Origin of the sequence: Streptomyces sp. NBC_00483 (assembly GCF_036013745.1) — a bacterium.
Taxonomy (GTDB): domain Bacteria; phylum Actinomycetota; class Actinomycetes; order Streptomycetales; family Streptomycetaceae; genus Streptomyces.
Genome location: NZ_CP107880.1, coordinates 879,666 through 905,452 on the forward strand (window position 1 = coordinate 879,666; position 25,787 = coordinate 905,452).

A 25,787-nucleotide genomic window follows, 5' to 3' on the forward strand; every position below is an offset into this window, starting at 1 on the left:
GGGCTCCTCCTCAACTCCTCGCCAGCCAGGCATACTTGCCGGAGGCGCCGATGGGGATGTGGTCCCGGTGTTCGACGCGGCAGGCGCGCCCGGTCAGCGCGGAGACGGAGCGCCCCAGTGCTTCGGACTCGTCCGTGCCGAGCGGCTTGCCGTCGAAGGTGGTGCAGCGGAGCACGGCCGACTGTGGCCCACTCCCCTCCGACTCACCCTCCAGCAGCAGCAGTTGGTGCACGAAGACGCGGGGTGAGGCGGCGCCGACCCGCTCGTCCAGGTCGCCCGCCGCGACGGGCCCGTCCGGCCCGTCGAGGAGCTCCTTCTCCCGGCCGCAGAACGAGACGATCTTCTCGGGGTCCGGCGAGCCGTCCCGCGTACGGGCGCAGTCGCCGGAGCGATAGCGGACCAGCGGCATGTGCGGGTTACGGACGCTGGTGACGATGAGGGAGTAGAGGGTGCTGCCCGGGGTGACGGGGAGGAGCTCGACGCTCATCCCCTCCAGGTACGGGCGGTAACTGCCGGTGCGGTCGCTGTAGAAGAGGTAGCCGAGCTCGGTGCTGCCGAAGAGGTCGACGACCGGGCAGTCGAAGCGGCTCTCCAGGAAGCGGCGCACGTTCCTCGGCGTGTACTCGTACGCGGTGATGATGCTCGCCGGGCGCGGGAACGCCCCCGGGTCCTCCCACAGTCCGGCGTCCTCGGCATGGCGCACGAGGTGCGCCAGGTGGTAGCCGGAGCAGTCCAGGTGGTAGCGGCCCTCGGGGTGCGAGGCGGCGATCGCGCGCAGCTCGCCGAGCATGCGCTCGACATCGGCACGCTCCCACAGGGCGGGATCGAGCCGCAGGTTGAGGTAGACGGTGCGCTCGTCCAACCGCCGGTCCTCCAGGGAGGGTTCGGCGTCCGGGGTACTCGCGTGGCCGTCGTTCCCGTCCTGCCCGCCGCGCTTCTTCGCGTTGACGCGGGCCACGTGTTCGGTCGCCAGGACGGTGGTGAGGGAGGCGCGTCGGCAGCCGTCCCGCCAGGTGTGCGCGATGTCGGGGTGCTCGCTCCACAGCCGGTAGTAGGAGCGGAGCAGGAAGTAGGGGGGTCGGATGAGCTGCATCCGCGCGTGGTTGGTGCCGGTGGACAGGACGTACTCCGCCTCGCCGGCCGCGAGGGCGGCCTCCAGCGGCGGCGTCATCCAGTTGTCCGGGAATCCGCGGGCGATCTCGGGCTTCTCCAGCACGGGGAAGTGGCCGCGCGCGACGGAGTCGCGGTAGATCGGTATGTCCTTGACCTGCTCTATGACGTCGGCCGTCGGCTGACCGTCCATGGTCGTCCTCGGAGGATCGGGAACGTGGGGGGTGAGGCGGGCGGGGCGCTCACTGTCGCCCGTACGCCGCCTGGAGGCGGGCCGGGCCGGTCCTGTCGGTCCGACCGCGGCCCGCTCCGGGGACCGCCGCTGTCACCTGGGCCGGTGTTCAGCCGCAGCCCTTGATCATGCGACCGGGTGCGTCCTGCTTCAGGAAATGCAGCCGGTCTTCGGGGCGGCGCTGATGCAGCCCGCCTTGGGGGCCGCGCTGATGCAGCCGTCCTTGGCGGCCGTCGCCGAGTTGGCGGCGACCCAGCCCTGCCAGTTGGCGTCCTGGGCCATCTTCTTGACGAGCTTCTCCATGTCGACCTCCGTAATGGGTGGGGACAGCGGTACGACCAAGATCCGTACCGCCCGGCCGAGCGTAAAAGGGGCCCCAAGAAAATGTCAAAGGTCGGTAAAGTGAACGAGCCAACGACGAGGGGAAATCGGCTCGAACTGATCGTTAACGGGGTGCCCTAGCCGCGCTCGTCGAGGCGGTGGGTGATCTCCCGGGAGGCCCGCTCCGCCTCCGTCGACGGGTCGCCGCCGGCGAGGACCTTGGACATGTACTTCTTGATGGGGTTGTCGCCCGCCTCCACGTTCGGCCACAGCGGCGAGCGGGGCGTCGCCTTGCCGTGGGCGGCGCCGACGGCCATCGCGGCCACGCCCGGCTCGCCCGCGACCGCGCCGGCGAGGGTGGTCTTGTTCGGTACGTAGTTCATGGTGCGGGCCAGGTCGGTGTTCCACTTCTCGCCGGCCAGCGCCTTCACGACCTCGACGGCGCCGTTCCGGTCGTCGGTGTTCGCCGGCACGACCAGGTCGGAGCCGCCGGTGAACACCGTTCCCGGCCTGCTCGACGTCTTGCCGGGGATCGGGAAGTAGCCCAACTTGCCCTTCAGTTCCGGGTTCTTCTGGAGGATGAGCTGGGTGGCGCCCGGCACGGAGATGATCTGCGCGATGTCGCCGCGCGCGAACTGCTCGGCCTGCGGCGGGTGTTCCTCGTCGGCGTCCTTGGGGCCACCGCCGAGCGCCTGGAGTTGCCGGTAGAAGGCCATGCCGCGCAGCGCGGCGGGGGTCGCCAGGGTGCCGGACCAGACACCCGAGGACTCCTTGGCGAGGTGGCCGCCCTCGTCCCAGATGAACCCGGAGAGCGTGTACCAGTCCTGTCCCGCGAGGTAGATGCCCTGGGTGCCGCCGGAGTTCAACTCCCGTGTCGCGTCCAGCCATTGGGCACGCGTGGTGGGCGGCTTGTCGATGCCCGCCTGCCGGAAGAGGTCCTTGTTGTAGATGACGACCCGGTTGGCCGCGTACCAGGGAATGCCGTACTGCCGGGAGGTGTCGACGCCGGGCTCGGCGAGGCCGGGCAGCCAGTCGTGCATGCCGAGGTCGCGCGCGGACTCCAGGGAGAGGTCGAGCAGGCCGTCCCCCTCGACGTACTGCGGGACCTGGGTGTTGCCGACCTCGATGACGTCGGGTGCGCCGGACTCGTCGCCGCGCTCCTTGCCGAGCGCCTTGGTGACCTTGGCGCCGATCCCGGTCCAGTCCTGGATGCGGATGTCGAGGGTGATGCCGTCGTGCCGGTCCTCGAAGTCCGCCGTGAAGCGTTTGACGAAGTCCTCCGACGCGCTGCCCCGCATCAGCCACACGGTGACCGTCTTCTCCCCCTCCCCCGTGCCCGGCAGGGCTCCGCATCCGGTGAGCAGCGCGGCGGTGGCGAGGAGGGAAGTGAAAGTCAGGGCGGGGCGGCGGGAGTTCACGTCGGTCACTTTCTGCCTGCGGACAGGGAAGGTCGGCCCGACGTGGGGGATGAGCGCACGGCTCGTACGGGTGTTCAGGGAGTTTGGTATAGACCAACGGAGGGGTCAAGAGGTGTGGCATACGGATGGCGGGCCACGCCCCGCTGGGGCACGGTGGAACCATGTCGAACCACACGTATCGCGTCACCGAGATCGTCGGCACCTCTCACGAAGGCGTGGACGAGGCGGTCCGCAATGGGATCGCGCGCGCCTCGCAGACCGTGCGCAACCTCGACTGGTTCGAGGTCACGCAGGTCAGGGGGCAGATCGTCGAGGGCCAGGTCGAGCACTGGCAGGTCGGCCTGAAGGTCGGCTTCCGCCTGGAGGACGACTAGGGTCCTTCTGACGGATCAGGCTGGACGCGGGAGGCCGTGAATGTTCGGTTCCGGCGAGCGGGGTAATGGGGCCTCCCCTGCTCGAGCGAAGCCGAGAGCTTGGGGAAGCGTGCAGCTGCAAGGCGGAGGAGGGCGTCAACGCGAAGGGGGTACCTCCCGCCCGAGCCTGGCGAAGCCTGGTTCGAGGGTGGGGGAGTTGGCAACCGACGACAACGCAGCAGATGTGCGTGCCAGACCCAGCGACTCCAGCAGGATCCGTCAGAAGGGCCCTAGGGCTGAGCCCGCCCCGGCTCAGGTCCGCCCCTCGCGCTCCTGCGCGTCATTCAACGCCGCCGACGTGCTCGCCCAGCGGGCCCGTACGACGGTGAATCCGGCGCGCTCCGCCTCGTCGCAGACCAGCTCGTCGTCGTCCACGAACGCCCGGACCTCCCGGCCGCGCGCTATGCGGCGCAGGACGTCCAGCTTGGTGCGCCGGGCCGGCCTGCGGTCGTCATTGCGCCGCATGTGGACCGGCCCCTCCGGCAGCTTCTGCGCCGCGAGCCAGGCAGCGGTGTCGGCCCGGCACCGCTCCGGGCGCCCGGTCAGATAGACGACGTCGCATTCCGCCACGTACGAGAGGACGAGCGCGATCCCCTCGGCGAGCGGCGGATCGTGCGGCGCGGCCGCGAAGAACGCGTCCCAGTCCCGCGGCCTGCGCTCCAGGAACCGCTGGCGGTGCGCGGTGTCCGCGAGGGTGCCGTCGAGGTCGAACACGGCGAGGGGGCGTCTGTCACTGGGCATGTCGCTCAGCTTATGCGGAAGGCCCTTCGCGGCTTACGTGGAAGACCCTGCGCGGCCCGGGAATCCCTGGGACGCCACGGCGTTGAACCAAGGTGTGAGCACCGTGATCGAATCGACCCGCTTCTCCGTCCTGGACCGCTCCCGCACCCGCGAGGGCCACTCCGACCAGGACGCGCTGCGCGACACCGTTTCCCTGGCACAGGACCTGGAGCGCCTCGGCTACAGCCGCCTGTGGGTCTCGGAGCACCACGGGGTGCCGGGCGTCGCCGGTTCCGCGCCGACCGTGCTCGCGGCGGCCGTCGCGGCGGCGACCCGCACCATCCGCGTCGGCACCGGCGGTGTCATGCTGCCCAACCACCAGCCCCTGGTCGTGGCCGAGCAGTTCGGGGTCCTGGAGTCGCTGTTCCCCGGCCGGATCGACATGGGGCTCGGCCGCTCGGTCGGGTTCACGGGCGGGGTGCGCAAGGCGCTCGGCCGGGACAAGGACGACGCCGACGACTTCGCGGCGCAGCTCGACGAACTCCTGGCGTTCTTCACCGGTACGTCGCCCACGCGCGTGCACGCCCGCCCCGCCGAGGGCCTGGCCGTCCCGCCGTTCGTGCTCGCGATGGGAGAGGGCGCCTCGATCGCCGCCCACGCCGGTCTGCCGATGGTGATCGGCGACCTCCGCTCCCGCGAGAAGATGCTGCGCGGCATCGACCGCTACCGCACCGAGTTCCGCCCCTCGCCCTGGGCCGCGGAGCCGTACGTCGTGATCTCGGGGACGGTGGCCGTGGCGGGCAGCGAGCCGGAGGCGCGCCGGATCCTCGCTCCCGAGGCCTGGTCGATGGCGCACTCGCGCACGCACGGCACGTTCCCGCCGCTGCCGCCCGTCGAGCGCATCGCGGGCTTCGACATGACCGAGAAGGAGCGGGAGCTGTACGAGTCCGGGCTGCGCGGCCACATCGTGGGCACGGAGCAGCAGGTCACCGACGAGCTGGAAGCGGTGATCAAGGAGAGCGGGGCGCAGGAGGTGCTGGTGACGACCAGTACGTACGACCGTGAGGCCCTGCTGGAGTCGTTCCGCCGTCTGGCCAGGATCGCGCGCCTGACGCCCCGCTAGGACGCCCCGCTAGGTGCGCTCCTTCACTCCGAGGCCGTGCAGCAGCATCGGCAGTGACGCGTGCAGTTCGCGTTGCCAGTACGGCCAGGTGTGGGTTCCGGGGCCGTAGAAGTTGGTGGTGAGGTGCTTGGCGCCCGCCTTCCTCAACTGGGCGGCCAGGGCGTGGTTCTGGCGGTTGAAGTCGGCCTCCAGGGCATTGGTGGTGGTGCCCGGCGGGTCCAGCGGGCCCGCGGTGCCGTCGCCGCAGGAGAGGTACACGGGGAGCGACTTGAGGCGCTTGGCCAGGTGGTACGGGTCGTGGGCCGCCCAGATGTCGCGCTGCGCGACGGGGTCGCCCCAGACACGCTGCGGGTCGTCGCCCTGGCCCGCGAAGAAGCCCATGATGCGGCTCGTCGACTCGTCGTTCAGGAGCGGATGCGCGGAGCCGGAGTAGGCCGCGGCCGCCTTGAACATCCCCGGGTGCCGGGCCGCGTACAGGAGCGCGCCCTGGCCGCCCATCGAGAGGCCCGCGACGACGCGGCGGGAGCCCGCGCCCCAGTCGCTCTCCAGGAGGCGGCGCAGGTCGCGGGTGTGGAAGGTGTCCCAGGCCGGATCGCCGCCCTCACCGTGGTTCCACCAGTCGCTGTACCAGCCGTTCCAGCCGGCCTCGGGCATCACGACGAGGACGTCGCGCAGGCTCTCCACGGAGGCAACGTCCGTCATGTTCGTCCAGGACGTGTAGTCGCCGCAGCAGCCGTGCAGCAGCCACAGCGTGGGCCAGTGCTTCGTGCGGTCGTCCGGGTTCCAGCCGTCGGGGGTGAGCAGGCGGACCTTGACCGTGCGCCCGCCGAGCGCCGACGCGCGTACGGAGAGGTCCACCTGACGGTCGGCGACCTGAGTGACGTCGACGACCTCGGCGGCGGGCCGCGACTTCGTGGCGGCGAGGGCCGGCGGCGCCGAACCCAGGGTGAGCAGCAGGGCGGCCAGGACGAGCAGCAGGCGTCTGGTGCGGCGGGTCAGGGCGGCGGTCATGGCGGCTCCCTCGATTCGTCCGGCGCTCGGGTCAGTGGATGTCCGCTTGGGTCAGTGGGTGTCCGCTTGCGTCAGTGGGTGTCCGCTTGGGTCAGCTCGGGTCAGTGGGTCGCGGGGAGCACCAACAGCGCGTCCCCGACCGGGCGTTCGCCGGTCACGTCGGACGGATCGTTGATCACCTGGTCGTCGACGACCATCGTGGTCGAGCCGCCGCCGTCGAGGTTGATGGCGTCCCGCAGGCCGAGGGACTTGGCGACATCGGCGCTCTCGTTGATGCTCAGGCCGAGGGATCCGGTGCCGCGGCCGTCGGCGGTGACGAGCACGGTGCGGCCGGCGGCGTCCGTGCCGGCGAGGGTGCGCGGGTTCCGCTTGTGCACCCAGCCGTAGTAGAAGCTCGGGTTGTCGGGCTGCACCATGCCGTCGGTGGCCGGGGTGACATGGAGGCGGCCGTCGCGGACGAGTTCGGGGCCGCCGTTGAGGATGCTGGTCGAGCGGGAGGCGGTGAAGGGCCGCCCCTTGGTGTCCTTCAACCCGCCCTGGATTCGGAGGGGTTGACCGATCTTGGCGAGGGCGGTCAGCTGCGCCGCGTACGCGCCCGTGACCTGGACGCTGCGGCCTCCGGCGGGCAGGGCGCCGCCGCGCGGCGAGCGCACCTCGACGACCCGGCCGGCCCGGTCCAGGACGGCCTCGGCGCCGTCGCCCTTCGGGGTCTGCTTGCCGAACTCCGGGGTGAACGCGACGAGTTCGTCGGGGTCGGTGCAGGTGGTGTCGTGCAGCGGCCGGGCGGTCGGGGAGTCGTCTGCGGTGCCGCCGCAGTTGCGGATCAGGCCGGGGACGCGGTCGATGCCGTCGAGCGGCAGTTTCGCCCCGCCGACGCGGACGCTCCCCCGCCAGGTGAGCCGCTCCACCTCGGTGCCGCGCGCGGAGTCGTGGACGACGAGGCCGGGCCGGCCGTTGACCGCCTCGCTCAGCAGCCGGCCGTTGTAGACGCCGACGCCCGCCGGGTCGCCGGGGGCGCCCGCCTTGGGGTCGAGGACGAAGAAGCCCGCATTGACGCCGGCCGTCGCGTTCTCGGCGGCGGCGAGCGCGCTGGTGGTCTCGCGGTTCTCCAGGTCGGGGCCGTACGAGGCCTTGAGGTCGCCGTGGAACTTCTTCGGGTCGATGGTCAGGACGTCGACGCGCCAGGGGCCGCGGTCCCCCGCGTCCCCGTCCCAGCCGGTGTACCAGGCGGATCCGGTGTATCCGGCGGCGCGCAGCCGGGTGCGTTCGGCGGTGGCAGCGGCCTCGGTCGTGAAGGTGCCGACGCGGACCCGCCAGCCGAGCGTGCCGCCCGCGTAGTCGGCGGTCGCCGCGGTGGTGACCTTCTCCGAGCGGGCGTCGAAGCCGTCCGTGCGCAGGTCGGAGGCGAGTTCGGCGGCGCTGGCCGCGTCCTTCAGGGCGGTCGGCGGCGCGTCCGGGTCGGGCGATCCCGCGCCGCCCGGGATGGAGACCTCCACGGTCCACGCCATGGCCGGGGCATCGGCGCCGCGCACGATCCGGGTGAGCGTCACGCCCGGCTGCAGTGTCCGTGTCGTCCGCGTCTCGGACAGGTCGGCGGCGCCGAGGGGCAGGCCGCCGTGGCGAGGACCGGACGAGGCGGGGGCCGGTGACGACGTGGCCGGTGCGGTCGCCGCACCCACGAGGGCGAGAGCGCACAACGCCGCGCCCACGCCGAACAGTCTGCCGCTCACAAGCCCCCCACTCACTGCCCGAATGACGACCTCCGTAACGGTGCGTGAGCCCATGACCACCAGTCAAGGCGTGTGCACATCATTCATCGGGCGTTCTCCGTGCCGCCGCGACCACGCCAGGGGTGGATCATGGAGTGCGACACCGTGACCGCACAGCCGTCCGTACGACCGGGAGCCCGCCCCATGCACCACCCCACCTCGCCCGACCCCCGCCACGACGGTCTCGTGCGGGTGCGCGGCGCCCGCGAGCACAACCTCAAGGGCGTCGACGTCGACATCCCGCGGGACGTCCTCGCGGTCTTCACGGGGGTGTCCGGCTCGGGCAAGTCCTCGCTCGCCTTCGGCACGATCTACGCGGAGGCGCAGCGCCGCTACTTCGAGTCGGTCGCCCCGTACGCCCGCCGGCTGATCCATCAGGTCGGCGCGCCGAAGGTCGGCGAGATCAGCGGTCTGCCACCCGCGGTGTCACTTCAGCAGAGCCGTTCGGCGCCGACGTCCCGCTCCTCGGTCGGCACGGTCACGACGCTGTCGAACTCGCTGCGGATGCTGTTCTCGCGAGCCGGTACGTATCCGGAGGGCGCGGAGCGCCTCGACTCGGACGCGTTCTCGTCCAACACGGCGGCCGGGGCGTGCCCTTCGTGCCACGGCCTCGGCCAGGTGCACCGCACGACCGAGGAACTGCTGGTGCCCGACGCTTCGTTGTCGATCCGTGAGGGGGCCATCGCGGCGTGGCCGGGGGCCTGGCAGGGCAAGAACCTGCGCGACGTCCTCGACGCGCTGGGCTACGACGTCGACCGCCCGTGGCGGGAGCTGGCGCAGGCGGACCGGGACTGGATCCTGTTCACGGACGAGCAGCCGGTGGTGACCGTGCACCCGGTGCGGGACGCGGGCCGAATCCACCGCCCGTACCAAGGCACGTACATGAGCGCGAACCGGTACGTGCTCAAGACCTTCTCTGACTCCAAGAGTCAGTCGCTGCGCGCGAAGGCGGAGCGGTTCCTGGAGAGCACGCCGTGTCCGGCCTGCGGCGGCGCCCGGCTGCGCGCGGAGTCGCTGGCCGTCACCTTCGCGGGCCGTACGATCGCCGATCTCGCCGGTGTCCCGCTGGCGGACCTCGCCGACCTCCTGGCCACCGAGGGCGACACGTCCGAGACGGCGCGCGTGCTCACCGAGGACCTGCGGGCCCGCATCGCCACGGTCACGGAGCTCGGCCTCGGGTACCTCAGCCTCGACCGGTCGACGCCCACCCTGTCCTCGGGTGAGCTCCAACGGCTGCGGCTGGCCACCCAGTTGAGGTCGGGTCTCTTCGGCGTCGTGTACGTCCTCGACGAGCCGTCGGCCGGCCTCCACCCCGCCGACACCGAGTCGCTCCTCACCGTCCTCGACCGGTTGAAGGCGTCCGGCAACTCCGTCTTCGTGGTCGAGCACCACCTGGACGTCATGCGGCACGCCGACTGGCTGGTCGACGTGGGCCCGCAGGCCGGGGAGCACGGCGGCCTGGTACTGCACAGCGGCCCCGTGGACGGCCTGCGCGAGACCACGGACTCGGCGACAGCCCGCTACCTCTTCGCCGAGGAACCGGCGACCGAACGCCAAGTCCGGGTGCCTACCGGCTGGTTGAAGGTCGGTCCGGTGACCCGGCACAACCTGGTCGACGTCACCGCCGAGCTCCCGCTGGGCGCCTTCACCGCCGTCACGGGCGTCTCCGGTTCCGGGAAGTCGACGCTGATCGGCGAGATCACCGAGGACCTGGAGGGCGTCGGCCGGCTCGTGGTCGTGAACCAGAAGCCCATCGGCCGCACACCCCGCTCCAACCTGGCCACGTACACGGGCCTGTTCGACGTCGTACGCAAACTCTTCGCGGCGACCGACGAGGCGAAGACGCGCGGCTACGGCGTCGGCCGCTTCTCGTTCAACGTCACCGGCGGGCGCTGCGAGACATGCCAGGGTGAGGGCTTCGTCAGCGTGGAGCTGCTGTTCCTGCCGAGCACGTATACGCCGTGCCCGGACTGCGCGGGCGCCCGCTACAACCCCGAGACCCTCCAAGTCACTTACCGGGGGCGGAACATCGCCGAGGTCCTCGACCTGACGGTGGAGTCCGCGGCGGAGTTCTTCGAGGCGGCAGACGACGAGACGGCTGCCGCGGCCCGTCCCGTACTGCGCAGCCTGCGCACGCTCCTCGACGTCGGCCTCGGCTATCTGCGACTCGGGCAACCCGCCACCGAACTGTCGGGCGGCGAGGCCCAACGCATTAAGCTGGCCAGCGAGTTGCAGCGCGTGCGGCGCGGCCACACCCTGTACCTCCTCGACGAGCCGACGACCGGACTGCACCCGGCCGACGTCGAGGTGCTGCTGCGGCAACTGAACGGCCTCGTCGACACCGGGCACTCCGTGGTCGTGGTCGAGCACGACATGGCGGTGGTGGCAGGGGCGGACTGGGTCGTCGACATGGGGCCCGGCGGTGGCGGCGCGGGCGGCCGAGTGGTGGCGGCAGGCCCGCCACGAGAGGTCGCCGCCGCACCCGAGAGCGCCACGGCGCCATACCTGGGACGCGCACTGCCCTAGGGTCTGCCCGCCGTGACGGGCAGGCACTCGGCGAGCAGGTCGACGACGTCGCGCCAGGCTCGCCGCGCGTGCTGTGGGTGGTAGCCGACGCCGGGACGTACGGTGTGGTCGACCTGCGGGTGGTGAAAGGCGTGCAGGGCGCCGCCGTAGACCGCGAGGCGCCAGTCGACGCCCGCAGCCTGCATCTCAGCGGTGAACGCCTCGCGTTGCGCGGGTGCCATGATCGGGTCTTCCGACCCGACCCCGGCCCACACCGGGCAGCGAATGCGCGCTGCCTCGCCCGGTCGGCCCGTGGTCAGTGCGTTGACTGTCCCGATCGCGCGCAGGTCGACGCCGTCGCGCCCGAGTTCCAGCCCGATGGCGCCCCCGGTGCCGTAGCCGACGGCGGCGATCCGGTCGGGGTCGGTCCGCGGTTCGGTGCGCAACACGTCGAGCGCCGCATGACCGATGCCCCGCATCCGGTAAGGATCAGCGAGCAGTGGCATGCAACGGGCCAGCATCTCCTCGGGGTCGCTCAGATAGCGCCCGCCGTGGAGGTCGAAGGCCAGCGCTACATATCCCAGCTCGGCGAGAGCATCGGCCCGGCGGCGCTCGACGTCACTGAGCCCCGTGCCCTCCGGTCCGAGCAGCACCGCGGGCCGGCGGTCGACACCGGCCGGAAGCGCGAGGTGCCCGATCATCGTCAGCCCGTCGGCCGGATACTCGACCGTACGCGTCGTGATCTTCGTATTCGTCGTCATGAGACTGGACTGTAGTGATCGTCGATCCCGGTCCGGCCGCTGTTCTGCCGCAGGCAGAGCAACCTGACTCCGAGCAGGCGAGGGGCGCCGGGGGGGATCTTTGTGACGGTGGCGGAACGCGATGACGGGACCGGAGGTTGAGCACCACGCCGGTCCCGCCCACCCCGCGATCTTCGCGGGACGCCTATCGCCTACGGCAAGGTCAGCGGCTGACCTTGCGGTTCGCGCGCAGCCACTCCTTGTTCATGCTGGTGATGGAGAACAGCGGGATGCCCTTCGGGCAGGCCGTCGCGCACTCGCCGGTGAGGGTGCAGCCGCCGAAGCCCTCCTCGTCCATCTGACCCACCATGTCGAGGACGCGGGTCTCGCGCTCGGGAGCGCCCTGCGGGAGGACGTTGAGGTGGTTGATCTTCGCCGAGGTGAACAGCATCGCCGCGCCGTTGGGGCAGGCGGCGACGCAGGCGCCGCAGCCGATGCACTCGGCGTGCTCGAAGGAGAAGTCCGCGTCCGGCTTGGGCACGGGTGTGGAGTGTGCCTCGGGGGCGGCGCCCGTCGGGGCCGTGATGTAGCCGCCGGCCTGGATGATCCGGTCGAAGGCCGAGCGGTCCACGACCAGGTCCTTCACGACCGGGAAGGCGGAGGCGCGCCACGGCTCGATGTCGATCGTGTCGCCGTCCTTGAAGGACCGCATGTGCAGCTGACAGGTGGTGGTGCGCTCCGGGCCGTGCGCGTCGCCGTTGATGACGAGCGAGCAGGCGCCGCAGATGCCCTCGCGGCAGTCGTGGTCGAAGGCGACCGGGTCCTCACCCTTGAGGATGAGCTCCTCGTTGAGGGTGTCGAGCATCTCCAGGAACGACATGTCCTGCGAGATTCCGTCCACGTCGTACGTGGACATGTGGCCGTCGGCGTCGGCGTTCTTCTGGCGCCAGACGCGCAGGGTGAGCTTCATGCGTAGCTCCGCTGAGTGGGGTGGACGTACTCGAAGACCAGGTCTTCCTTGTGCAGGGTGGGGGCAGCGCCGGTACCGGTGAACTCCCAGGCGGCCGCGTAGGAGAACTCCTCGTCGACGCGGGCGGCCTCGCCGTCGGGGGTCTGCGACTCCTCGCGGAAGTGACCGCCGCAGGACTCGGCGCGGTGCAGCGCGTCGAGGCACATCAGCTCGGCGAGCTCGATGTAGTCGATGATGCGGTTGGCCTTCTCCAGGGACTGGTTGAACTCCTCGCCGACGCCGGGCACCTTGATGCGGCGCCAGAACTCCTCGCGGATCTGCGGGATCCGGTCGAGCGCCTTGCGCAGCCCCGCGTCGGTGCGGGCCATGCCGCAGAACTCCCACATGAGCTCGCCGAGTTCGCGGTGGAAGGAGTCGGGCGTGCGGTCGCCGTCGACCGCGAGCAGCTTCGCGAGCCGCTCCTCGGTCTCGCGCACGACCTCGACGGTGGCCGGGTGTTCGGCGTTCACCTCGTCCGTGTGCGGGTGCTTGGCGAGGTAGTCGTTGATGGTGGCCGGGAGGACGAAGTAGCCGTCCGCGAGGCCCTGCATCAGCGCGGAGGCACCGAGCCGGTTGGCGCCGTGGTCGGAGAAGTTGGCCTCGCCGACCGCGAAGAGCCCGGGGATGGTGGTCTGGAGGTCGTAGTCGACCCACAGGCCGCCCATCGTGTAGTGCACGGCGGGGTAGATCCGCATCGGCGTCTTGTACGGGTCCTCGTCGGTGATCCGCGCGTACATGTCGAAGAGGTTGCCGTACTTGGCCTCGACGGCCTTCTTGCCCATGCGCTTGATGGCATCGGCGAAGTCGAGGTACACACCCTGCCCGCCGGGACCCACTCCCCTGCCCTCGTCGCACACGTTCTTCGCGGCGCGGGAAGCGATGTCACGAGGCACGAGGTTGCCGAACGCCGGGTAGATGCGCTCCAGGTAGTAATCGCGCTCGTCCTCGGGGATCTCGCCCGCGGGACGTGTGTCGCCCTTCGCCTTCGGCACCCAGATGCGGCCGTCGTTGCGCAGCGACTCCGACATCAGGGTCAGCTTCGACTGGTGGTCGCCGGTGCGCGGGATGCACGTCGGGTGGATCTGCGTGAAGCACGGGTTGGCGAAGTAGGCGCCGCGCCGGTGGGCGCGCCAGATCGCCGTCGCGTTGGAGTTCATGGCGTTCGTCGACAGGTAGAAGACGTTGCCGTAGCCGCCGGAGGCGAGCACGACGGCGTCCGCGAAGTACGTGTCGATCTTGCCGGTGATGAGATCGCGGGCGACGATGCCGCGGGCCTTGCCGTCGACGATGACGAGGTCGAGCATCTCGGTGCGCGGGTGCAACTCGATGTTCCCTGCGGCGACTTGGCGGCTGAGGGCCTGGTAGGCGCCGAGCAGCAGCTGCTGTCCCGTCTGACCGCGGGCGTAGAACGTACGGGACACCTGCACACCGCCGAAGGAGCGGGTGTCGAGGAGGCCGCCGTACTCGCGGGCGAAGGGCACACCCTGCGCGACACACTGGTCGATGATCTCGACGGAGATCTGCGCGAGGCGGTGCACATTGGACTCGCGGGCGCGGAAATCGCCGCCCTTGACGGTGTCGTAGAACAGGCGGTGCACCGAGTCGCCGTCGTTGCGGTAGTTCTTCGCGGCGTTGATGCCGCCCTGCGCGGCGATCGAGTGGGCGCGGCGCGGCGAGTCCTGGTAGCAGAACTGGACGACGTGGTAGCCCTGTTCGGCGAGGGTGGCCCCGGCGGAGCCGCCCGCGAGGCCCGTGCCCACGACGATGACGGTGTGCTTGCGGCGGTTGGCCGGGTTGACCAGCTTGGCCTCGAAGCGACGGGTGTCCCAGCGCTCGTTGACGGGGCCTTGCGGGGCCTTGGTGTCGACGACCGGTTCGCCGGTTGAGTAGTCCGCATACTCCGTGGATACAGTCATGTCTCTCAGCTCACCAATCCGGTCATGACGCCCACGGGCACGGCGATGAAGCCGAGCGTGAGCACTACGGCGAGTACGTTGCCGACGGTCTTCAGAACGCGGTCGCGGGTGCGGCTGCCGACGCCGAGGGTCTGTGCGGCGCTCCAGAACCCGTGCTGGACGTGGAGGCCGAGGGCGAGCATCGCGACGATGTAGATGACGTTGCTGTACCAGGTCGAGAACGTGTCGATGATGTTCTGGTACGGGCGCAGGTGCTCGTAGCCGCCGGGGTGCACCGTGCCGGTCGTCAGGTCGAGGATGTGCCAGACGATGAACAGGGCGAGGATGATGCCGCCCCAGCGCATGGTGCGCGTGGCGTAGTCCGAACGCGGCTTCTTGTGCACGTACTTGCTGGGGCGCGCCTTGATGCCGCGCCGGCTCAGCTGGTACGCGGACGTGGCGTGCGCGACGACGGCGACGACCAGCACCACCCGGACGATCCACAGGCCCCACTCGTAGTGGAGGACCGGCTCGCCCATGGTCCGCAGCCAGTGGGCGTAGTGGTTGATCTCCGGAGGACCGAAGAAGATCTTGAGGTTTCCGATCATGTGGGCGACCAGGTAGAGCAGCATGACGAGGCCGCTCACCGCCATCACGGTCTTCTTCCCGACGGAGCTGTCCCAGACAGTGCGTGCCATGGACGGCCGTCGGTCCGTCCTCGTTGCCAGAGCCATGGGTCAAGACGCTAGAGCCCAAGGGCCCGATCGGTCCAAGACATGGTCCGCCTCATTTCGATAGGCATTCGCTATCGAGGGAACTAAGCTGGCCGGTATGCAGTTCCAGCAGCTCCAGTACTTCGTCGCGGTCGCGGAGACCCGGCACTTCACGCGCGCCGCCGAGCTGGTGCATGTCGCCCAGCCGTCGCTGTCCCAGCAGATCCGGGCGCTCGAGCGGGAGCTGGGGGTCGATCTCTTCCTGCGGGCCCGCGGGAACATCTCGCTGACCGATGCCGGGGAGGCGCTGCTGCCGCTCGCCCGCAGGATCCTCGCCGACGCGGACACGGCGCGGCACGAGGTGCAGGAGCTGGCGCAGCTCAAGCGGGGCCGGGTGCGGCTGGGCGCGACGCCTTCGCTGTGCACGGGCCTGCTGCCGGACGTGCTGCGGTCCTTCCACGACCGGTACCCGGGGATTCAGCTGCTGATCGAGGAGGGCGGCTCCCACGACCTCGTACGAGAGCTCGCGCGCGGCGCCCTCGACCTCGCGCTCGTCGTCCTCCCGCTGCCGGCGCCCGCGCCCGCCCTGACGACGGTGGAGCTGCTGCGCGAGGAGCTGGTGGTGGTGTCGTCCCAGGACGCGCCCGCGCCGGGACGGGGCCGGAAGTCCGTACGGATCTCCGACCTGGAGGGCGAGCGGCTCGTCATGTTCCGGCACGGGTACGACCTGCGGGAGCTGACCGTCGCCGCGTGCCGGGGCGAGGGGTTCGAGCCGGACTTCGCGGTGGAGGGCGGCGAGATGGACGCGGTCCTCGGGTTCGTACGGGCCGGGCTCGGGGTGGCGGTGGTGCCGTGGATGGTGGCGCACCGGGCCGGGGCGGATCTGCGGGTCACTCCGTTGGCCAAGCCGGGGCTCAGCCGCACGATTGCGCTGGCGCATCGGTCGGATGTGGCGCCGCCGCGGGCTGCGCGTGAGCTTCAGCGGATGCTCTTCGAGGGGCGGGAGTGACGGGTTGCGGTCACCCCTCTTGTTTGCGGTCACCCGGTGGCGCGGTCGCGGGGCTCTGCCCCGGGCCCCGCACCCCGCGGCCTCTCGTCCAAGAGCGGGGCTTAAATTGGGTCCCGGTCCGTGAGGCAGTACGTTCCGCCCGACGGGTCCCGCAGGACCGTCCAGGCGCGGCCCTCCTGGAGGGGTGTCGCGCCCAGTGACGTGTGCCGGGCGACGGCCTCCTTGCGGTTGGCGCAGGCAAGGTCCGCGTGGGCGGACGGCGCGTCGTCGGTGTCGAGGCGTTGGAGCAGGAGTTGGATCGGCGTCGCCTTCAGGAGGCGGAACTCCGGGCTCTCGCAGGGGACTTCGGGCCATTCGGTGAGCGCCGACCAGAAGTCGACCTCCGCGTCGTACGCGCCCGGCGCCGTGTCCAGGCACAGCTGGTCGAGGCGGCTGCGGGGCTCGGTGGTGGGCGGTGGGACCGTGTGCTCGCCGCGCCAGGTGTCCACGCAGAACCGGTGCCCGGCCGGTGAGCGCAGCACTTCCAGGCCGGGTTCCGCGTGCAGCAGGCTCGCGCCGAGCCGGCGGGCCCGCTCCCCCGTGGCCACCACGTCGTCCACCAGCAGGTCGAGGTGGGCGCCGCCCGGCCCGTCCACCACGCCCTGAACCTTCACGCAGGCGTCGGTGGCGTCGGGCAGCAGCGTGGCGAACTGCCCTTGTTCACCCCGGAGTTCGGAGGTCCGCGTCCCGGTCGCCCGCGACCAGAACGCGCAGGCCGCGTCCAGAGTGGCGTACGGCCGGTCGAGGAACAGATACGCCCAGCGGATCATCCGGCGCTCACCCCGTCGCGTCGGCGAGGGCCAGTTCGTGGAGGCGGTCCGGGGGGCCGGGGCGGGCGTAGTACCAGCCCTGTGCGGTGTCGCAGTTGAGGTGCCTGAGCTGTTCGGCCTGCGCCCCGGTCTCCACGCCCTCGACGGTGACCGAGAGGTCGAGGCTGTGTGCGAGCGAGACGATGCCCTCGACGATCTTCAGGTCGACGGGGTCCGCGGGGAACTGCTGCATTCCCTGCGTGAAGGAGCGGTCCAGCTTCAGGACGTTCACGGGCAGGCGGCGCAGGTTGGCCAGATTCGAGTAGCCGGTGCCGAAGTCGTCGAGGGCGATGTCGACGCCCATTTCGGAGAGCCGTCTGAGGGGCTTCAGGAGGTCGTCGTCGGCGCCGATAAGCGCCGACTCCGTGACCTCGAGGCAGAGCGCGTCCGGTTCGAGGCCGAAGCGCTCCAGGATGTCGACGGTGTCCGTCACCAGGCCGGGGTGGGTCAGCTGCATCGGGGACAGGTTGACGTTGATGCGGAACGGGCCCGCCTCCTCGTACCGGTCCTGCCAGATCCGCGCCTGCCGGACCGATTCCTCGAGGACCCAGCGGCCGAGCGGCACGATCAGCCCTGTGTGCTCGGCGAGCGGGATGAAGCGGTCGGGGCCGAGCACGCCGTGCTGCGGGTGCAGCCAGCGGACCAGGGCCTCGGCACCGCGCACGCTGCCGTCGCCGAGGTGCACCAGGGGCTGGTACTCGATGAAGAACTCGCCGCGGTCCAGGGCGGCGGGCAGCGCCGTCGTCAGACCGTGCCGCGTGATCGCCCGGGCGTCGGCCTCGGGGTCGGCCAGCTCGTAGCGGTTGCCGCCCGCGGACTTGGCCCGGTACATCGTGATGTCGGCACTGCGCAGCACCTCGGCGGGGCTGCGCTCGGCGGCCGGGCCCTCGACGATGCCGACCGAACCGCGCACGGTCAGCTCGCGGCCGTCGATGCGGATGGGCGTGGCCAGGGCGTGCATGATGCGTCCTGCCAGCTCGTCGACCTCGGCCTGGGTGTCCTTGCCGGTGGTCAGCGCCACGAACTCGTCGCCGCCGAGCCGCGCGACCATCTCGCCGGGCGCGGTGGCGCAGGCCTGGAGGCGGTCCGCGACCTCGACGAGGAGCCGGTCGCCCGCCGCGTGGCCGAGGCTGTCGTTGATTGTCTTGAAGCCGTCGAGGTCGAGGTAGCAGAGGCCGAAGCGCATGCCGTTGCCCGCGCTGAGCACCTTCTCCAGGCGCTCGAAGAACAGGGTGCGGTTGGGGAGCCCGGTGAGCGCGTCATGGGTGGCTTCGTAGCGCAGCCGCAGGTTCAGCAGCCGGCGCTCGGTCACGTCCTCCATGAGCGCCAGCTGGTACTGGGGGGCGCCGTCCGCGTCGCGCAGCAGCGAGACCGTCAGGTTCGTCCACAGGGCGGTGCCGTCCGGACGCGAGTAGGCCTTCTCCACCCGGTAGTGCTCGCGGTCCCCCTGCACCAGCTCGTGGTACATGCGCCAGATGTGCGGGGCGTCCTCGGGGTGGGTCAGCTGGTGGGCCTTGCGCTTGAGCAGCTGCTGCCTGCTGCCGCCGAACATCCGCACCATCGTCTCGTTGACCTCGAGGATGGTGCCATCGAGGTCGGCGATCCCGATGCCGATCGCGGCGCCGTGGAACACCGCGCGGAACTTGGCCTCGCTCGCGTGCAGGGCCTCGGCGACGGCGCTGCGGGCGTCGAGCGCGGCGCGCGATATGGCCTCCTGTTCGCTGCGGGTGCGCTCCCGCAGCGCGCCCGCGAACCCGGCGGCCATCGCGTGCTGGATGCGGGCGCAGCGGGAGCGCAGTTCCTCCGCGCGCTCCGCGGAGGGCTCCTGTTCGCCGCAGTGCCGGACGAGATGGGTCTCCACCACGTCGAGGGACTGGGTGAGCGCCTCGGGGTCGGTGCAGTGGGCGTCGACCAGGGCCGCGCCGACGGCCTGTGCCTCCGCGCTGTCCAGGGCCTGCGCGGCGAGCACGGTGCGCAACCGGCGTACGAGCGGCACGAGTTCCGTCTCGAACTCGTGCCGGGTCAGCGAGGTCGCCGTGACCGGGAAGATCGCCCGGCTCCAGATCATGGCGAACTCGCGGGCTCTGTCTTCGGTCCCGCCCGACGCATCACCACCGATGCCGTCGTCGGTCCGTGCCGACTTGCCCGCCCGGCCGGCTTTTCCGGCCTGAGGTCCGGGGTTCGTGCCCCGGGAGGATGCAGCAGTCACGCCTTGCGCCCCACTCCCACATAGCCCGCGTACGTGTACGGGTCCTCGTCCTCCGGGGCGGTGTCGGGCCGCCACACCGGCATCGCCACGATGCCCGGTGCGACCACCTCGTACCCCTTGAAGAACCGTTTGATCTCGTCGCGGTTCCGCATGATCAGCGGATTGCGGACATCGTTTCGATAGACGTCGACCATCCCGTCCGCCCGCTCCGTCTCTATGGGCATGCCCTCATTGGAGGCATGCGTCACAATGAGCAGGCTGCCGGGTGCGAGCGCCTCACTGAGTTCGGCCACCGCCGCGTACGGGTCGTCGGCCTCCTCGATGAAGTGCAGTACGGCGACGAGGAGCAGGGCCACCGGCCGTTCCAGGTCGAGGAGTTCGGCGACTTCGGGGCTCTCCAGGATCTCCCGCGGCTTGCGAAGGTCCGCCGTGACGACTCCGGTGTGCGGGACGTCCTCGAGGACCGCCTTGCTGTGCGCGACGGCGACCGGGTCGTGGTCGACGTACACCACGCTCGCTCCGGGGCTCGCCTGCTGGGCCACCTCGTGCACATTGCCGAACGTCGGGATGCCGGAGCCGATGTCGAGGAACTGTGTGATGCCCTGCTCGGCGGCGTACCGCACGGCCCGGCGCATGAACGCCCGGTTCGCCTGCATGATCTTGGGCAGCCCCGGCAGGAACTCCATGGCCTTGCGGGCGGCCTCCCGGTCGACCTCGAAGTTGTGCGAACCGCCCAGGTAGAAGTCATAGATTCGGGACACACTGGGCACCGAGATGTCGATGCCCCGTGGGGCCCAGGCGGGACGCTGCATCAAGGTCTCCATGGCGTAGGCGTGCCGGTGTTCGAGCAGAGGCTACTGATCCACCGCCAATGGAGCGAGTCAAAACGGAAATTGACCGTCCGTTCCCGGTCACTGCCTCCGTCACGTGCCAATCGGCAACGATCCGAAACCATCCCGAAACCTTCTCTTTCCTCGACGAAAAGAACCGGCCCGCTCCCTCCACACGGCCTGACCTGGCCATGCGGGGAACGGACCGGCGACGAGCCAATTCCGTTGACGACTCTACTGTGAGCGACTCACCGAACGCACTTGACCCTCCTGGTTGTTACTTGGGAGCGCCTACCGGCTTTCCATTCGGAGCGGCCGCGTACCAAGTACCTCCTACGCCCTGACCGTTCGTGTCACCTGGCTTTTTGTCGCCCGAGAAGGTGTAGACGGGCCAGCAGTTCAAGGTCTGCTGCTTGGTTCCGTCGGGCCTTGTGAAGGTCATGTAGCCCTTCAGTGGAATGTTCTGTGTGTCGTTCTTCGCAACCGGAGCGAGTGCGGGCCACTTCTCGGCGCAGGCGCCGACGCAGTTCGACTTGATGGGCCAGGCCGAGTCCTTGAGGAAGCGGTAGACCGTCATCCCGTTCTTGTCGACGACGACCTCACCGAGCTTCGGGTCGTTGCGCGTGGAGAGGCCCTCGAGGTCGGCGGGTTGGGCCCCGGCCTCCTGCTCGGCCTTCTTGTTGGCCTTCTTGCCGTCGGGGGCCGCGGCCCACCAAGTTCCGCCCACTCCCTGGCCCTTGACGTCACCGGCCTTCTTGTCCATCGCGTAGTGGTACATGGGCCAGCCGTCGACCGTCAGCTGCTTCGTGCCGTCGGCGGCGGTGACCTCGCCGAGCAGTGAGGCGTCGACGCCGGGCGCGGCCTTGGCGCCGCTCGCCGGCACGACCGGCCACGCCTTCAGGCAGGCCGCGTCGCAGTTCGACTTGGGCGGTTCGGCGGTGTCCTTGTCGAAGCGGTACAGGGTCATACCGTCGCTGTCGGTGAGCACCTTGCCGAGTTCCTCGCTGTCCCACGAGGCCAGCTGTCCCGCGGACTTGGCCTTGGCCGCGCTCTTGTCGGTGGTGCCCGACGAGCCGTAACCGTCGGAGGACCCGTAGCCGCCTTGCGCATCGGCCGCGCTGCCCACGTTCTGGCCCGTGTCCGCCTGGTCGCCCTGGTCCTGACCGCACGCCGTCGTCAGCGCCAGCAGGGCCGCAGCTGTCGCTACGAGCGAGGCGCTCCGCCAGGAGGTCTTCATCTCAACTCCCGCACATTGCTTGGGTGTTGTGCGAGCCCCGGGTGGGTCGCACATGGCCCTAGGTACGCGCGGCGGTGACGGCTGTGTTCAATGCGGGGGAAGATTTCTTCGGGTGCGGCAGAGGAGTGCCCCGTAAGGCGCAGGTTCCGTAGCAGGCCCGCGCACTCCTGCAAACCCGAATGCTCCCGCGCCCCACCATCGGGGCATTCCGGGTCCGTGTCGGCGTGCCGGGGCCCGCCGCTGCTCAGGATCATGGTCGTGCATCGAACCAAGCGCTCCGGGTCAGCCCTGGTCACCCGCGTCATCGCGGTGCTCGCCACCGCCTGGCTGTGCGGCGCGCCGAGCGCGGCCGCCATCGCCGCACCGCTCGCCGTCCCTGCCGACGCTTGCGCGTACGCCTCCGTCGACGGCGGCTCGTCGGGCGACGCGGTGGCGGTCTCCGGCAGCGGCGTCATCTGCCGCGCGGGCCCCAGCACTCCCCCACCGAAGAAGCCCGCCCCCAAGCCTCCGCCCCCCAAGCCGGCACCCCCACCACCTCCTCCACCTCCGCCGCCAACACCTCCGCCGCCTCCGCCTCCACCGACACCAACACCGACCCCGACGCCTCCCCCACCTCCGCCCCCGGCTCCCGAACCGCCCCCGAAACCACAGCCGAAGCCGACCCCGACCCATACGAAGCCGCCGCCCAGCCCGAAGCCGGTGCACTACCCGGCCTACCGCCCCACCGCCCACCGCGCCCCACCGCGCGGCGGCCCGTCCCTGGTCACGCTCACCCTGCTCATCACAGCGCCCGCGGTGCTCGCCGTCGCCGCGCTGCGCCCCCGCTGAACTTGTTGAACATTTGTGGAGCTGTCGATGTCGGAATGGCTTGTTCTCGCCCTCGCGATGCTCGCGGTCTGCGGTGTCGTCCTCGTCGTCCAGGTCCTGCAGCAGCGCAGGATCGGCGATGACGACGACCCGTCCGAGACTCCCGACGTCATCGAGTACATGACGATGATGATCGGCGTGGTCTACGCGATCGTCCTCGGCCTCGCCATCGCGGGCGTCTGGGAGGGCCGCAGCGCCGCCGAGGACCACGTACGCAACGAGGCGCAGGCGCTGCACGAGGTCAATGAACGCGTCCGGGTCTACCCGGCGGACGTGCGGGACAAGATTCGCGCGGATGTCGACAGGTATGTCAGCCATGTCGTCACCACCGAATGGGACTCGATGCGCAACAAGGGCGAGCTGACCGCCAAGGGCGACGCGCTGTTGCAGAAGGTGCGCGAGGACGTCACGGACTTCGAGCCGAAGAACGACTTCCAGGCGCAGGCCTACCAGCCGCTGCTCGACCAGGTGACGGCCGCCGACGAGGCGCGCGGAGCCCGCTCGGACTCGACAAGCGCCACGATGCCGGGCGTCGTCTGGTTCGGTCTGATCGTCGGCGCCCTGGTCACCATCGGCATGATCTTCGCGCTGCAGATCAGGCGCACCAAGCGCGAGCTGGTCCTCGCCGGGCTCTTCTCGTCCCTGATCGCGTTCCTGCTCTTCCTGATCTGGGACCTCGACGCGCCGTACAGCCGGGGCGTCGCGGCCACGGCGGAACCGTTCCTGATGCTGTTCCCCGGCGCGAACTGACCGTTTCCTGCTGCGGTTCGCCCCTGCGCGCCGCACGCTGTGGTGCATGACCCGATGGCACGCACCGATCGTCGTCCACCCGCCCGCACCGGCGGGTGGACGGCATGTCTCCGTCCGCGGACAGGCGCTCGGCCTGGCGCACAGCGATACGGACCTGACCGAGCTGCTGCGTCGCGCCGGGTTCGGCGAGTCGGACGTGACGCTGGACGATCCGCACCTCGTGGAGTGGCGTGGCGCGGACCCGCACGTCTGGCACGCCGGCGGTCCGATCGAGCATCAGCACGGCCGGGAAGACACCTGACCGGCCCACATGTGTGCCCCGTTCGTACGACACCGATCGCGGCCGTACGGGGGTGTCCCTAGCGTTTCCGGCATCGAGGTGCCTGTCCCCTGCGCGCGGAAACGGTCCGCTGCCGCTCCTCGTGGACCCCGGAGGAACCCCATGCACGCGATACGCGCCGCATCCGCCGCCGCTCTCTCGCTCACCGCACTGACCCTGACCGCGCCGACGGCGCACGCCGAGGACTCCGACTCGTTCCGGCCGAGCATCTCCCCCACCACGATCGCCGCGGGCGGCAAGGTGACCCTGTCGGCCAGCGGGTGCAAGGGGGACACCGAAGTGTCGGCCGGGATCTTCGACACCGCCAAGATCGGCCCCGGCGAGGGCCCCCGCACCGTTCCCGTCGACTGGGACGCGAAGCAGGGCGCCGCCTACACCGTGACGTTCACCTGCGACGGCGGCCAGCCCCGCAGGGTCGACCTCACCATCGCCACCGGCCGCCCCGACTCCTCCCCCAGCCCCGTCCCCCAGGGCGTCAAGGCCGGTATCGGTGGCAGCGCCGGTGGGCTCGACCTGCAAGAGGTCGCCCTCGGTGGCGCGCTGATCGCGGGCGCGCTCGGCACCGCGTACGTCGTGGCGCGCCGCCGCACCGGCGACAAGAGCGCCTGACCCGCCCCGCCGCCTCCCCATGTCGAACTGGCGCTTCGCGGACGAGGAACGGCCCAGAAGGCGCGCCCCGTGGGGTGTGCTCGCGCTGGTGCTGCTCACCGGGCTCGCACTCGTCCGCAGCGGGTCCGGGGAGTTCGACTCGGGCCCGCCGCAGCCCGCATCTGCGGCAGCCGACGAACGGCGCGCGCCTGAGCCGGCGCAGGCGAAGGCCGCCCGCCCGCTGTCCTTCTCGCCGGTCGACCGGGTCCGGATCCCGGCGATCCGGGTCGACGCACCCGTGACGGAGGTCGGCCTGGACGCGGAGGGCTGGATCGACGCGCCGCCGCCAAAAGAAGCCAATCTGGCGGGCTGGTTCTCGGGCGCCGCGGCGCCAGGCGAGCGGGGCACCGCGGTCGTCGTCGGCCACGTCGACAACGCACGCGGCCCCGCCGTCTTCTACGGCCTGGGCTCGCTGCGCGAGGGCCACCACGTGGAGATCCGCCGCAAGGACGGCAGGACGGCCGTCTTCCGGGTCTACGGGGTCGAGGTGTTCGCGAAGTCCCGTTTTCCGGGCCGCAAGGTCTATCGCTCGCACAGCACACCGGAGCTGCGGCTCATCACGTGCGGCGGCCACTTTTCGAAGCGCGACGGTTACGAGGGGAATGTCGTGGCGTTCGCGCGCCTGGTGTCGACGCGCTGACCTCACATCACACGCCGTACGGGCGCGGAACCGTCATCCGGTACCCGGCGTCTAGCAGGCGCGGCAGATAGCTGCGTACGGCGGTGAGTGTCTGGGAGCGGTCGCCTCCCGCGTCGTGGTTGAGGACGATCACGCCGGGGGCCGCCCGGTTCACGACCCGGGAGATCACCGTCGGGGCGCCGGGGTTGTCCCAGTCGAGCGAGTCCACGGTCCAGGCCAGGGGCTCCATGCCGAGTTCGGTCCCCAGCTCGAAGACGTTCCGGTTCCACGCACCGTAGGGCGCCCGGAACCAGAGCGGAGGCTCGCCGATGGTCCGCTCGATGAGCTCGCAGGTGCGCTCGATCTCGGCGCGGATCCGCGTCCTGTCCAGCTTCAGGAGCAAGGGGTGCGTCCAGGTGTGGTTGCCGATGACATGTCCTTCGTCGGCCATCCTGCGCAGCAGGTCGGGGCTCTCCCGCGCCCGGTCCCCGCACACGAGGAACGTCGCGCGCACGTCGTGCTCGCGCAGGATCCGCAGGATCTCGGGGGTGTACGCGGGGTCGGGGCCGTCGTCGAAGGTGAGCGCCATGGCGCGGTCGCCGGGATCGGTGCCGAGGCTCAGGATGGGCGCCTTGCGCACCTTCAGGGCCGCGCGCCGCGGACCGCCCGGTCCGGCGATCGGGCGCAGCCGGTACATGGACGGCTCGCGTACGGGTCGGGCGGCCCCGCCCGCCGGGTCCGGGGCGGCGCCCTGCCGGTCGGGTCCCGCGCAGCCGGTGAGCGCGGCCAGGCCGACGGCGGTGACGCCGCGCAGCAACGCGCGCCGTCCCGTGGTGTCCTGATGCTTTGTCATGATTAATGCGTGACACGGCACGCGGGCGCCGCGCACGGAACCACCGGATGGGACGCGGGAAAGCACCTGATCGGCGGCTTCTCGGTTAACCTCTGCCGCGTGACCGAAGATCAACCACATCAGTTCGAACGTGGCACCGACGGACCGAAAGTGATCGTCGTCGGTGTCGACGGATCCGATTCCTCGTTCCGCGCGGCGGCCTACGCAGGGGGCCTGGCCCGCAGGCAGCACGCGCTGCTCGCCGTGGTCTACGTGCAACCCGTGATGACGAGCGGGGCCGCGCTCGGGGTGCCCGTCGCCGAGACGACCGACGAGATCGCGGAGGGGCTCATCGCCTACATCCGCGAGGCCACGGAGCGGGTCAAGGGCATATACGACGTGCGCTGGGAGTTCCACACCTTCCGCGGCGACCCGTTCAACGGCCTGGTCACGGCCGCCGACGAGTTGAAGGCGGACGCGGTGGTGGTCGGTGCATCGGAACAGGCGGGACACCGCATCGTCGGCTCGGTCGCCGTACGCCTGGTGAAGGCGGGCCGCTGGCCGGTCACGGTCGTCCCCTAAAAATTTCCGTGGGTGCGCCAACGGCGCTGCTGTCTTC

At 70.7% G+C, this 25,787-nt stretch carries 25 protein-coding genes; 10 read left to right on the forward strand and 15 right to left on the reverse strand.

Annotated features, from left to right (window positions below):
* Positions 1-10: 10 nt before the first annotated feature.
* The 3 genes from OHA73_RS03780 to OHA73_RS03790 form a co-directional block, all read right to left on the reverse strand.
* Positions 11-1,303, reverse strand: a complete 1,293-nt coding sequence (locus OHA73_RS03780) for a hypothetical protein (RefSeq protein WP_327654163.1) — start codon at positions 1,301-1,303, stop codon at positions 11-13.
* Between the two features lie 189 nt (positions 1,304-1,492).
* Positions 1,493-1,645: a hypothetical protein gene (locus tag OHA73_RS03785; RefSeq protein WP_266717401.1), complete on the reverse strand. Its 153-nt coding sequence runs from the start codon at positions 1,643-1,645 to the stop codon at positions 1,493-1,495.
* A gap of 155 nt (positions 1,646-1,800) precedes the next feature.
* The gene (locus tag OHA73_RS03790) at positions 1,801-3,081 is read right to left on the reverse strand and encodes an extracellular solute-binding protein (protein WP_443063027.1); all 1,281 of its coding nucleotides are present in this window, start codon (positions 3,079-3,081) and stop codon (positions 1,801-1,803) included.
* 161 nt (positions 3,082-3,242) lie between these two features.
* On the opposite strand from OHA73_RS03790, the gene OHA73_RS03795 reads away from it, so the two are divergent.
* Positions 3,243-3,455, forward strand: a complete 213-nt coding sequence (locus tag OHA73_RS03795) for a dodecin (protein ID WP_327654165.1) — start codon at positions 3,243-3,245, stop codon at positions 3,453-3,455.
* Positions 3,456-3,746: 291 nt separating this feature from the next.
* Here OHA73_RS03795 and OHA73_RS03800 read toward each other — a convergent pair whose 3' ends face one another.
* Complete coding sequence (locus OHA73_RS03800; protein WP_443063028.1) at positions 3,747-4,235, reverse strand: phosphatase domain-containing protein; 489 nt, start codon at positions 4,233-4,235, stop codon at positions 3,747-3,749.
* 94 nt (positions 4,236-4,329) lie between these two features.
* On the opposite strand from OHA73_RS03800, the gene OHA73_RS03805 reads away from it, so the two are divergent.
* Positions 4,330-5,337 carry an MsnO8 family LLM class oxidoreductase gene (locus OHA73_RS03805; RefSeq protein ID WP_327654166.1) on the forward strand — a complete coding sequence of 336 codons (1,008 nt, stop codon included), beginning with the start codon at positions 4,330-4,332 and terminating at the stop codon, positions 5,335-5,337.
* A 9-nt stretch (positions 5,338-5,346) separates the two neighbouring features.
* Here OHA73_RS03805 and OHA73_RS03810 read toward each other — a convergent pair whose 3' ends face one another.
* Positions 5,347-6,348 carry an alpha/beta hydrolase gene (locus OHA73_RS03810; protein ID WP_327654167.1) on the reverse strand — a complete coding sequence of 334 codons (1,002 nt, stop codon included), beginning with the start codon at positions 6,346-6,348 and terminating at the stop codon, positions 5,347-5,349.
* A 101-nt stretch (positions 6,349-6,449) separates the two neighbouring features.
* Entirely contained in the window at positions 6,450-8,078 is a 1,629-nt protein-coding gene (locus OHA73_RS03815; protein ID WP_327654168.1) for a phosphodiester glycosidase family protein, read from the reverse strand.
* Positions 8,079-8,261: 183 nt separating this feature from the next.
* Here OHA73_RS03815 and OHA73_RS03820 point away from each other — a divergent pair, with 183 nt between their 5' ends.
* A complete protein-coding gene (locus OHA73_RS03820; RefSeq protein ID WP_327658401.1) occupies positions 8,262-10,643 on the forward strand; it encodes an excinuclease ABC subunit UvrA in 2,382 nt (793 codons plus the stop codon).
* Here OHA73_RS03820 and OHA73_RS03825 read toward each other — a convergent pair.
* The 4 genes from OHA73_RS03825 to OHA73_RS03840 all read right to left on the reverse strand — a co-directional run bounded on the left by OHA73_RS03825 (position 10,640) and on the right by OHA73_RS03840 (position 15,000).
* On the reverse strand, positions 10,640-11,383 hold the full coding sequence (locus OHA73_RS03825; protein WP_327654169.1) for a dienelactone hydrolase family protein: 744 nt from the start codon (positions 11,381-11,383) through the stop codon (positions 10,640-10,642). The two genes, OHA73_RS03820 and OHA73_RS03825, sit on opposite strands and share 4 nt — an antisense overlap.
* Before the next feature lie 202 nt (positions 11,384-11,585).
* Entirely contained in the window at positions 11,586-12,332 is a 747-nt protein-coding gene (locus tag OHA73_RS03830; RefSeq protein WP_266717388.1) for a succinate dehydrogenase/fumarate reductase iron-sulfur subunit, read from the reverse strand.
* Positions 12,329-14,287, reverse strand: a complete 1,959-nt coding sequence (locus tag OHA73_RS03835; protein ID WP_327654170.1) for a fumarate reductase/succinate dehydrogenase flavoprotein subunit — start codon at positions 14,285-14,287, stop codon at positions 12,329-12,331. The genes OHA73_RS03830 and OHA73_RS03835 overlap by 4 nt, the downstream gene beginning before the upstream one ends.
* Positions 14,288-14,292: 5 nt before the next feature.
* Entirely contained in the window at positions 14,293-15,000 is a 708-nt protein-coding gene (locus OHA73_RS03840) for a succinate dehydrogenase (RefSeq protein ID WP_327654171.1), read from the reverse strand.
* A gap of 97 nt (positions 15,001-15,097) precedes the next feature.
* Here OHA73_RS03840 and OHA73_RS03845 point away from each other — a divergent pair, with 97 nt between their 5' ends.
* Entirely contained in the window at positions 15,098-15,988 is an 891-nt protein-coding gene (locus OHA73_RS03845; protein ID WP_266717382.1) for a LysR family transcriptional regulator, read from the forward strand.
* 101 nt (positions 15,989-16,089) lie between these two features.
* On the opposite strand, the gene OHA73_RS03850 is transcribed toward OHA73_RS03845, so the two are convergent.
* From OHA73_RS03850 to OHA73_RS03865, 4 genes are all read right to left on the reverse strand, one after another.
* Positions 16,090-16,797, reverse strand: coding sequence for a VOC family protein (locus tag OHA73_RS03850; protein WP_327654172.1), 708 nt, complete (start codon positions 16,795-16,797; stop codon positions 16,090-16,092).
* Between the two features lie 7 nt (positions 16,798-16,804).
* A complete protein-coding gene (locus tag OHA73_RS03855; protein ID WP_327658402.1) occupies positions 16,805-18,904 on the reverse strand; it encodes a putative bifunctional diguanylate cyclase/phosphodiesterase in 2,100 nt (699 codons plus the stop codon).
* A gap of 137 nt (positions 18,905-19,041) precedes the next feature.
* Entirely contained in the window at positions 19,042-19,857 is an 816-nt protein-coding gene (locus OHA73_RS03860; protein WP_266717378.1) for an SAM-dependent methyltransferase, read from the reverse strand.
* Positions 19,858-20,152: 295 nt separating this feature from the next.
* Positions 20,153-21,112: an SCO0930 family lipoprotein gene (locus tag OHA73_RS03865; RefSeq protein ID WP_267072134.1), complete on the reverse strand. Its 960-nt coding sequence runs from the start codon at positions 21,110-21,112 to the stop codon at positions 20,153-20,155.
* Positions 21,113-21,364: 252 nt separating this feature from the next.
* On the opposite strand from OHA73_RS03865, the gene OHA73_RS03870 reads away from it, so the two are divergent.
* From OHA73_RS03870 to OHA73_RS03890, 5 genes are all read left to right on the forward strand, one after another.
* Entirely contained in the window at positions 21,365-21,940 is a 576-nt protein-coding gene (locus tag OHA73_RS03870; protein WP_327654173.1) for a hypothetical protein, read from the forward strand.
* Positions 21,941-21,967: 27 nt separating this feature from the next.
* The gene (locus OHA73_RS03875; RefSeq protein ID WP_267072133.1) at positions 21,968-22,729 is read left to right on the forward strand and encodes a bestrophin-like domain; all 762 of its coding nucleotides are present in this window, start codon (positions 21,968-21,970) and stop codon (positions 22,727-22,729) included.
* 46 nt (positions 22,730-22,775) lie between these two features.
* Positions 22,776-23,030: a hypothetical protein gene (locus OHA73_RS03880; RefSeq protein WP_266717370.1), complete on the forward strand. Its 255-nt coding sequence runs from the start codon at positions 22,776-22,778 to the stop codon at positions 23,028-23,030.
* Positions 23,031-23,171: 141 nt separating this feature from the next.
* Entirely contained in the window at positions 23,172-23,678 is a 507-nt protein-coding gene (locus OHA73_RS03885) for a hypothetical protein (protein ID WP_327654174.1), read from the forward strand.
* A 19-nt stretch (positions 23,679-23,697) separates the two neighbouring features.
* Complete coding sequence (locus OHA73_RS03890; RefSeq protein ID WP_266717366.1) at positions 23,698-24,357, forward strand: class F sortase; 660 nt, start codon at positions 23,698-23,700, stop codon at positions 24,355-24,357.
* A gap of 7 nt (positions 24,358-24,364) precedes the next feature.
* Here the strand turns inward: OHA73_RS03890 and OHA73_RS03895 are convergent, their stop codons facing one another.
* Positions 24,365-25,189 carry a polysaccharide deacetylase family protein gene (locus tag OHA73_RS03895; RefSeq protein ID WP_327654175.1) on the reverse strand — a complete coding sequence of 275 codons (825 nt, stop codon included), beginning with the start codon at positions 25,187-25,189 and terminating at the stop codon, positions 24,365-24,367.
* A gap of 99 nt (positions 25,190-25,288) precedes the next feature.
* On the opposite strand from OHA73_RS03895, the gene OHA73_RS03900 reads away from it, so the two are divergent.
* The gene (locus OHA73_RS03900) at positions 25,289-25,750 is read left to right on the forward strand and encodes a universal stress protein (protein ID WP_266717362.1); all 462 of its coding nucleotides are present in this window, start codon (positions 25,289-25,291) and stop codon (positions 25,748-25,750) included.
* The last annotated feature ends 37 nt before the right edge of the window (positions 25,751-25,787 follow it).